The 9717-nt window shown below is 35.6% G+C and carries 9 protein-coding genes; 6 read left to right on the forward strand and 3 right to left on the reverse strand.

From position 1 onward, the window contains the following. Window positions 1-2 precede the first annotated feature (2 nt). From ES676_RS08660 to recA, 3 genes are all read right to left on the reverse strand, one after another. The gene (locus tag ES676_RS08660) at window positions 3-548 is read right to left on the reverse strand and encodes an RNA polymerase sigma factor (RefSeq protein WP_148369924.1); all 546 of its coding nucleotides are present in this window, start codon (window positions 546-548) and stop codon (window positions 3-5) included. Between the two features lie 24 nt (window positions 549-572). Further along, window positions 573-977: a hypothetical protein gene (locus ES676_RS08665; protein ID WP_148369925.1), complete on the reverse strand. Its 405-nt coding sequence runs from the start codon at window positions 975-977 to the stop codon at window positions 573-575. Window positions 978-1103: 126 nt separating this feature from the next. Continuing rightward, window positions 1104-2114, reverse strand: coding sequence for a recombinase RecA (gene recA, locus ES676_RS08670; RefSeq protein ID WP_148369926.1), 1011 nt, complete (start codon window positions 2112-2114; stop codon window positions 1104-1106). 421 nt (window positions 2115-2535) lie between these two features. On the opposite strand from recA, the gene trhO reads away from it, so the two are divergent. From trhO to ES676_RS08700, 6 genes are all read left to right on the forward strand, one after another. Then, complete coding sequence (gene trhO / locus ES676_RS08675; protein WP_148369927.1) at window positions 2536-3600, forward strand: oxygen-dependent tRNA uridine(34) hydroxylase TrhO; 1065 nt, start codon at window positions 2536-2538, stop codon at window positions 3598-3600. Between the two features lie 191 nt (window positions 3601-3791). Then, on the forward strand, window positions 3792-5276 hold the full coding sequence (gene ricT / locus ES676_RS08680; protein ID WP_148369928.1) for a regulatory iron-sulfur-containing complex subunit RicT: 1485 nt from the start codon (window positions 3792-3794) through the stop codon (window positions 5274-5276). Window positions 5277-5295: 19 nt separating this feature from the next. Beyond that, window positions 5296-5787, forward strand: coding sequence for a gliding motility lipoprotein GldH (locus ES676_RS08685; RefSeq protein ID WP_148369929.1), 492 nt, complete (start codon window positions 5296-5298; stop codon window positions 5785-5787). A gap of 18 nt (window positions 5788-5805) precedes the next feature. Then, entirely contained in the window at window positions 5806-8142 is a 2337-nt protein-coding gene (locus ES676_RS08690; RefSeq protein WP_148369930.1) for a penicillin-binding protein 1A, read from the forward strand. A gap of 381 nt (window positions 8143-8523) precedes the next feature. Further along, window positions 8524-9153, forward strand: a complete 630-nt coding sequence (locus ES676_RS08695; protein ID WP_148369931.1) for a hypothetical protein — start codon at window positions 8524-8526, stop codon at window positions 9151-9153. A gap of 305 nt (window positions 9154-9458) precedes the next feature. Next, on the forward strand, window positions 9459-9717 hold a 259-nt coding region (locus ES676_RS08700), incomplete at its 3' end, for a hypothetical protein (RefSeq protein ID WP_148369932.1).

The following is a 9717-nucleotide window of genomic DNA, read 5'->3' on the forward strand; positions in this document are numbered from 1 at the left end:
TATTATGATTGGGACTGTAATCCCATTTTATATGCTTTAATTTTTGTCCTTAAAATCTGTCGCGCTCGCGCTAAATTAGATTTCGAGGTTCCTGTGTTTATTTTTAGTGCTTCAGCGATATCTTGATGCGAATAACCGTCTAAAACATAAAGGTTAAAAACCAAGCGGTATTGGTCTGGCAATTCTTGTATTATTTTCAATAAATAGTGTAGCGATACTTGATTTTCGTCTTCTTCCGTTATGGTCTCATCTGCAATATCTTCTTCTTTTATAATGGAGAATACGCCGCTTTGTTTCCGGTAGCGTTGTAAGGCTGTGTTTATCGTTATTCGTTTTATCCACCCTTCAAACGATCCTTTATTTTTATACTGATTTATTTTTTTAAAAATAGTTATAAACGCATCTTGTAAATTATCTTCCGCTTCGGCATAAGACCGCGAATACTTTAAGCATAACGAAAACAATGTGCTCGAAAAGAGCGTGTAGAGTTCGCTTTGTGCTTTAGTATCATTGGCCTTGCAATTTTCTATGAGCCGATCTAAACTCAATTATCTAAATGGTTTAGTTATTAGTTATTCTATTACTGGTATCTCGTAATTAAGGTAAATATCTTCATTATTTTCATCTTTACCACTCCAAAACATAAATTTATAAGTGCCAGCAGAAGTGGCTTTAAAATTAAAAGAGGCTTCAGTTATCGCATTAATCTCGTTACAATTCGCGTTGGTGTACACCGTACTAATAATAGAAACGGTACGTTCGTTGTGGTCTTTTGAGTAATAAATATCGCTAAAAGAATGACAATTTGTGGGTTTTATATAAAATAGCGTAATAGCATAGACGTCGTCTATTATAAATGCGTCAGGAATAGTAACAGATTCAATGGGGAGTAAGGTCTGGTAACTGCGCAATGAATCGTCATTGACGTTACACGATAACAGTAGTAGAGCTATACAAGCAAATAGTCGCTTTTTCATAGATAATAAATAGACTTAAAAAATTGCGTATTTATAGGTAGATGCAAAAAGAGCAAAAAGGTTGCGTGTAAAAACAAAAAAAATCCCGAAGAGATCGGGATTTTATTAAGTGTAGAAAGTGGTAGACTATTGTTTAGAATCTTCTTTTATAAGTTCTTTAATCTTCTGTTCTAGTTCCTCAAATAACTCAGGGTTGTCTTTTATTATGGCTTTAACAGCATCACGACCTTGTCCTAATTTGGTGTCGCCATAGCTAAACCAAGAACCGCTTTTCTTAACGATTTCTTTGTCTACCGCGACGTCTAAAACTTCACCAACTTTACTAATACCTTCACCATACATAATGTCGAATTCTGCCAATCTAAATGGTGGTGCTACTTTGTTTTTAACAACCTTAACACGGGTTTTATTTCCCATAACGTTACCATCGGTATCTTTAATTTGAGTAGAACGTCTAATATCTAAACGTACAGAAGCATAGAATTTTAAGGCGTTACCACCAGTGGTTGTTTCTGGATTTCCGAACATAACCCCAATTTTCTCACGTAATTGGTTAATAAAGATTACGGTACAATTAGTTTTGCTAATCGATGCGGTTAATTTTCTCAGCGCTTGAGACATTAAACGCGCGTGTAATCCCATTTTAGAATCGCCCATTTCGCCTTCAATTTCACTTTTTGGAGTTAATGCTGCGACCGAGTCAATAACAACAATATCAATGGCTCCCGAACGGATTAAATTATCTGTAATTTCTAAAGCTTGCTCACCATTATCTGGTTGAGAAATAATCAAGTTATCAATATCTACGCCCAATTTTGCCGCATAAAAACGATCGAAAGCGTGCTCTGCATCTATAAATGCTGCAATACCTCCTAATTTTTGTGCTTCGGCAATAGCGTGTAAGGTTAATGTGGTTTTACCAGAAGATTCTGGCCCGTAAACTTCTATAACACGACCTCTTGGGTAGCCACCAACGCCTAAGGCGATATCTAATCCTAGAGATCCAGACGGAATAGCCTCAACATCTACTACTGCAGCGTCGCTCATTTTCATTACTGTTCCTTTTCCATACGCTTTATCTAACTTATCTAATGTTAGTTTAAGCGCTTTTAATTTTGCTTCTTTTTCGCTGCTCATCTTTTTGTTTTTTCGTATTTGTTAGGCTAAAATACTACTTCATTTTAAGTATTACAATTTTATGACGCAACCTTTTTGCTCTTTTTGCATCTACTTAATAAAGCGGGAAAAAATTAGCTATGAAAAAGATTATTTACACCTGTTTTATAAGTCTAACTTTAATTAAATAGTATTAAAGTCATGAAATATTTAAAAAGAATTTTAATGTCAAAAACATTAGGTGTTTCAGTCTCTGTTTATGTTAACAGTAGCTGTAGAGCCGATGGTGGTTAGCTCGTGTTTTTTTTAGCAATAAAAAAATAATAACGAGTTAGTCTATTAAAAGTCCTTTGCAGAGCGTAAAGGACTTTTTTTTGCCCTAAACCGTAGAAATGAGTACTTTTGCAGAAATGAGTCTTTAACCTTAAAAAATTAGTATAGCATGCAACTGTACAATAAACTAAGTGCCAAAGAGAGAGTAGAACTTATAGAAAACGCCGGGCAAGAGCGTTTAACACTTTCTTTTTATCAGTATGCCAAAATTGGCAACCCACAAATGCTTCGTGATCATTTATTTTTAAACTGGGATGCCTTAGACGTCTTAGGTCGAATTTACGTCGCAACCGAAGGTATTAACGCCCAATTATCTTTACCGGCAAATCGTTTTAATGCCTTTAAAACACATCTAGAGACTATCGATTTCCTTAAAGATATTAGATTAAATATCGCGGTAGAACAAGATAACATGTCGTTTTTAAAGCTGAAGGTGAAAGTGCGCCATAAAATTGTTGCCGACGGATTGGAAGATGGTGCTTTCGATGTCACCAACAAAGGGGTGCACGTCGCTGCCACTGAATTTAATGCGCTTATAGAAGATAAAAACACAGTGCTTGTTGATATGCGCAATCATTACGAAAGTGAGATTGGCCATTTTAAAAACGCCGTTACGCCAGATGTTGATACCTTTAGAGAATCTTTAGATATTATTGAAGAAGATTTAAAGGAGCATAAAGAAAATCAAAACTTGGTTATGTACTGCACCGGTGGTATTCGCTGTGAAAAAGCAAGTGCGTATTTTAAGCACAAAGGCTTTAAAAATGTGTACCAACTAGAAGGGGGTATTATTGAATATACACGCCAAGTAAAAGCGCAAGACTTAGAAAACAAATTTTTAGGTAAAAACTTTGTGTTCGACGACCGTAGGGCCGAAAAAATTAGCGAAGACGTTATTGCAAATTGTCACCAATGTGGCGCCGCTTGCGATACACACGTAAACTGTGCAAACCAGGCGTGCCACTTACTTTTTATACAATGTGAATCGTGCAAAACAGAACTAGATAACTGCTGTTCTATCGCGTGTAAAGAGGTTCATGCCTTACCCTTCGAAGCTCAAAAAGAATTGCGTAAAGGACAAGGAAATAGCAACGATATTTTCAAAAAAGGGCGCGCAGATCATTTGCCCCATAAGAAAGAGTTAAGGACTATTTTTGAACCCGTCAAAAAATAATCGTATTCCCTATAAAATATTCAAAAGCCTGATATACTAATCAGGCTTTTTTTATGTTTTATAGTCTTTAGAATAATCTTATATTTACAAATCAAAGTAAAACTTTGTATTGTCTGGTTTTAACTTAAAAAACAGACGATTTTATTAATCATCTTCTGGCGTTAAGTCGTTCAGAATCAACATATACATATATGGCTTGTACAAGCTGCTCAACAAAAGACGGTCAACCTGGTGGCTGCAAAAATAACGGAACCTGCGGTACAGACAGTTGCAATAAGTTAACTGTTTTCGATTGGTTATCTAACATGTCTGTTCCAAACGGAGAAAAACCTTTCGATTTTGTGGAAGTACGTTTTAAAAACGGACGAAAACACTATTATAAAAATACAGAAAACCTATCGTTAAGCATAGGGGATGTTGTTGCTACCGAAGCACAATCGGGGCACGATATTGGAATGGTAACTTTAGCAGGCGAATTAGTGCGTGTGCAAATGAAACGCAAAAAGGTAAGCCAAACGGAAGACGTTTTAAAAATATACAGAAAAGCATCGCAAAAAGATATTGATATTTGGACGGAAGCGCGAGATAAAGAAGAGCCAATGAAGGTTAAAGCACGCCAATTTGCTATCGGTTTAAATCTTCAAATGAAAATCTCAGATATAGAGTTTCAAGGAGACGCCAGTAAAGTGACGTTTTATTATACCGCTGAAGATCGTGTTGATTTTAGAGAATTAATTAAACTCTTTGCCAAAGAATTTAGAACGCGAATCGAGATGAAACAAATTGGTTTTCGTCAAGAAGCAGCACGTTTAGGAGGAATTGGTTCTTGTGGTCGCGAATTGTGTTGCTCTACTTGGTTAACCGATTTTAGATCGGTAAGCACCTCGGCAGCACGTTACCAACAATTGTCATTAAATCCTCAAAAATTAGCGGGACAATGTGGTAAACTAAAATGTTGTTTAAATTACGAACTCGATTCGTATTTAGATGCCTTAAAAGCATTTCCTAAAACAGATATTAAACTATTTACCGAGAAAGGAACGGCCGTATGCCAAAAGACCGACATCTTTAAAGGACATATGTGGTATGCTTACGAAGGGGAATGGATGAACTGGCATAAAATTACTACCGATCAGGCGAGAGAAATTATAGAACTTAATCGAAAAAAAGAAAAAGTAGAAAGCTTAGAAGAATACGCTTCAGATTTATTAGAAGAAGATATTAAATCTGATTTCGAAAACGTGGTAGGTCAAGATAGTTTAACACGTTTTGATAGTCCAAAAGGCTCAAAAAAACGTAAAAACACTAAAGGCCGAAACCCAAAAAATAAAAACACGAGAAAACCTGGAGATAAAAAAGAGGTAAATACTCTAGATAAACCAAAAGGGAATGCGCCTAATAAGCCAAGGAATAAACCGGAAAGTAAAGTAGATAATAAGTCGGCCAATAAAGCGGAACCAAAAACGCAAAATAAACCAAAACCGAGACCTAAACAACGCCCGAAGCCAAGAGCTAAAAATGACGATAGGACAGCAAAAATCGACCAGAGTAAGGGGCCGGTGAAAAGTAGAGAGAAGACTCAAAGCGCTGAAAAAGGAAGTGACAAAGCATCTAGTAAAGGCAACACCAAAAGTGATCAAGGAAAAGGAGATATAAAAGGCCAAGACAACGCGTAATTCAAAAATAAAAACAAAAATGCTGAGTAGATTACTGTTAGTATTAGTGTGTAGCTTGTGTGTGTTTTCGTGCGATTCGAATGCTGTTTTCGATACGTATAAGACCGTGCCCGAAGCGTGGAATAAAAACGATGTTATAAGCTTTAATATTACGGCGCCCGATTCTATAAGTCCTTACAATTTGTTTGTAAACTTACGTAATACCAATGCGTACAAATTTAATAATCTATATCTTATCGTAGAAATGAATTTCCCTAACGGAAAAGCGGTGAAAGATACGTTAGAGTATAGAATGGCCGCTCCCGATGGAACCCTCTTAGGGACTGGGTTAAGTAGTGTAAAAGAAAATAAATTGTGGTATAAAGAAGGGGTGGTTTTTGAGGAGAGTGGCGAGTACACTGTAAAGATCCAACACGCTATGCGAAAGAATGGTGACGTTAATGGTGTGTTAGATTTAGAAGGGGTAACCGATATCGGCTTTAGAATTGAGGAACTTTCAGCAGAACACTAAAAAAGTAATACATAATAGATGGCAAAGAAAAAAGAAGCCCAAAACACTCAAAGTTTCGCTAAGTACGTTCGCGGATTCTGGATTTTATTTTTAATTGGTATTGCAGCAGTTGTACTTATATTTTCGTTAGCGTCATGGGGCGTTTTTGGTGATATGCCCGATCACACGCAATTGGAAAACCCGAATACTAATTTAGCCTCAGAAATTATTTCTAGTGATGGTAAAACGTTAGGTAAGTTTTATTTTAACGACAACCGTACGCCGGTAAGTTACGAGGAGTTTCCTAAACATTTGGTAGAGGCGTTAATTGCTACCGAAGATGCGAGGTATTATGGTCACTCTGGAATTGATGGCTTGGGAACCGTTCGTGCCCTTGTAAAATTAGGCGCTGGTGGTGGTGCGAGTACTATTTCGCAGCAATTAGCTAAGCAATTATTTCACGGTGAAGGGTCCTCGAACATCGCAGAGCGTATCATTCAGAAAATTAAAGAATGGGTTATAGCCATTCGTTTAGAGCGACAATACACCAAAGAAGAGATTGTTACACAATACTTTAATATCTACGATTTTAATAATAATGCTGATGGTATCCGTTCGGCAGCGCGTATTTATTTTGGTAAAGAGCCTAAAGAATTATCTATTAAAGAATCGGCAATGCTAGTGGGGATGTTTAAAAATTCAGCATTGTACAATCCGAGACCAAACCGAAACCCTGTAGGAGTTAAAAACAGAAGGAATGTGGTATTGTCGCAAATGGAAAAGTACGGGTATATCTCGGAAACCGTTAAAGATTCTTTACAAAAATCCGACTTAGATTTAAACTACACACCAGAATCTCACCGTGAAGGGATAGCCACTTATTTTAGAGGGTATCTGGACGGTTATATGAAAGAATGGATTAATGAAAACCCAAAACCAGACGGTTCAAAATATAACTTATATAACGACGGATTAAAAATTTATACAACTATTGATTCGCGTATGCAAACCTATGCTGAAGCGGCGGTGAAAAAGCATATGAATAAATTACAATCAGAATTTTTTCATCAAAACACACCCGAGAGAAATAAAACGGCCCCCTTTTTAGACTTGTCTAACGATGAAGTAGAGGCGTTAATTGAACGCTCTATGAAACAATCGGAACGTTGGAGACACATGAAATATGATTTGAAAATTGCCGATAAAGACATTCGCGAATCCTTTCAAAAGCCAACAAAAATGACCGTGTTTTCGTGGGGAGGAGAAATCGATACGATTATGAAACCTATCGACTCTATGCGTTATTACAAGTCATTTTTACATACTGGAATGATGAGTATGAACCCTAAAACAGGCCTAGTAAAAGCGTGGGTTGGTGGTATCGATTTTAGACACTTTCAATACGACCATGTTAAGCAAGGGAAACGTCAAGTAGGTTCTACTTTTAAACCGTTTGTATATGCCACAGCCATCGACCAGCTTCATATGTCGCCATGCGATAAATTACCGCGCTCACAAATTACTATCGAAAAAGGTAAGTTTGGTAATATGGAACCTTGGACACCTAAAAATGCTAGTGGCAGATATGGTGGTGAGGTAACTTTACAACAAGGTTTAGCGGGATCGATAAATACTATTACAGCACGATTAATGGATAAGGTGGGCCCCCAACCCGTAGTCGATTTAGCAAAGAAATTAGGGATAGAGTCTACTATTCCTGCCGTGCCTTCTATAGGTCTAGGAACGGCCGATATTAGCGTTTACGAAATGGTAGGCGCCTATGCTGCTTTTGCAAACAAGGGTGTGTACACCAAGCCAGTAATGATAGAGCGTATTGAAGATAAAAATGGTACGGTATTATTTCAGTTTACACCAGAAACTCGCGATGTTTTAAGTGCCGAATCGGCGTATGTTACTGTAAAATTAATGGAAGGCGTTACTACTTCTGGCTCGGGAACGCGCTTAAGAACGCAAGGAGCCGAAAAATGGAATAAAATGTATCAAGAAATTATTACAGGCTATCCCTATCAATTTACAAACCCTATTGCCGGAAAAACAGGAACCACACAAAACCAAAGTGACGGTTGGTTTATGGGTATGGTGCCAAACCTAGTTACTGGTGTTTGGGTAGGAGCAGAAGACAGATCGGTTCACTTTAAAACCATTACTTACGGTCAAGGAGCCTCGATGGCATTACCTATTTGGGGAATGTATATGCGCAGCTGTTACGAAGATGAAGATTTAGAAATTTCTAAAGGTGATTTTGAAAGACCTGAAGACTTATCTATAGCGGTCGATTGTGATAAGTATAACCCAGACGCAAACTCAGACGGATTAGATGAAGATGAAGGATTTCCTGATGAATTAGATATATAGTGTACACTATTGTTAGCATAAAATTTAAAAGCCATTACGCAAGTAGTGGCTTTTTTTTGTGCAAAATTTGCGTTTTTACTCCAATTACGGTTTTTACCGTAACGAAAAGTGCAAATAAGTTGTAGTTTTCGATGAATGGTACAAAAAGGTGTTGTGAGATTGTTATTATTATTATTATACACTTGCTTTTAATAAGTAAAAATTAATAATTTTTAAAACCAACCAAATTAATGAAAAAAAGAAAATTTGATAACAATTCTCAATCTGTTTCAAGTTATGAGTTTTTCGCTTGGACAGGTCTCAATGCCTATGGTCTACAGAGACAATTAACTAATAGTACTCAACTACAAAATTTAGCCAACTTATCTTTAAATGTACATAATGATGAATATACAACCCCGTGTGATTTATAAATGTTTTATTCTATTATTATTTACTTTAGTTTTTGGATGTAAAGAAAAACAAAAGAGCTTAAGTGTCTATAATGATACTTTCGATTCCTTTTTAACGAAATCTGTAATAGATATAAGGTATAACACGCCTCCCTCTTTCGAAGAATATAAAGATGGTCTTAGTAAAAAAGCAGTACTAATAAGGCCTGATAGTATAAGTAAGTTAAAATTATTTGTTGTACAAACATCTTCAGATAATTACTTAGTAAGTTACAAGAATTATCTTCCAAAAGATTATAAAAATATAATTAAAAATTCGAGTACCGAAATTAGTTATGTTCCTGAGAAAACAACAGTGTTTTCTAATCATAATTTTGCGGTGAAAATTATTGAGGAAAAAGATATTAAGTCCTTTAAAAGAAGTGAGGAATTTAGTGGAAATAATGTAGGTGGCATACTTTACTTTAGTAAAATGATTATTAATAAAGAGCACAATAAGGCTATGGTGTATGTGAGTTGGTTTAAAGAAAAACTCAATGGTAGTTCTAGTATTATTTTATTTAAGAGAGAAAAAGAAAATTGGGTTATTAATGAAGTCGTGGCTATATCTGTTAGCTAATAATGGCGTAATTAATTCTTAATTAAGACTTTAGATGTTAAGTGTCTAATGCTAAAATAAAACAGATATAAACTAATCGCGTTTACGCATATAAAAATAAAAACTAAAAGCCATTACGCAAGTAGTGGCTTTTTTTTGTGTGCAAAATTTGCGTTTTCACTCCAATTACGGTTTTTACCGTAACGAAAAGTGCAAATAAGTTGTAGTTTTCGATGAATGGTACAAAAAGGTGTTGTGAGATTGTTATTATTATACACTTGGTTTTTAATAGTTAAAATCACTAATTTTTAAAACCAACCAAACGATTGAAAAAAAGAAAATGTAAACAGTATTTTAAATTAGTAATGTTGCTCTTCGGGGTTGCATTTGTGTTATCTAGTTGCCAAAAAGAGGATGATTTAATACAAATTGAACAAAATAAAAATAGTAACCAAACGGATTTTAAAATCTCAAAAATTGACAAATCTAAGTTAGCAGAAAATACCACACTTACAAGAAAGCTAACAAAACTATCCTCTAATTTAAGAAATAAAAAATCTAATAATTCTCAAAATAAAACCTTAG

It is taken from the genome of Bizionia saleffrena (assembly GCF_008086175.1).
In the GTDB taxonomy this organism is placed as follows: Bacteria; Bacteroidota; Bacteroidia; order Flavobacteriales; family Flavobacteriaceae; genus Bizionia; species Bizionia saleffrena.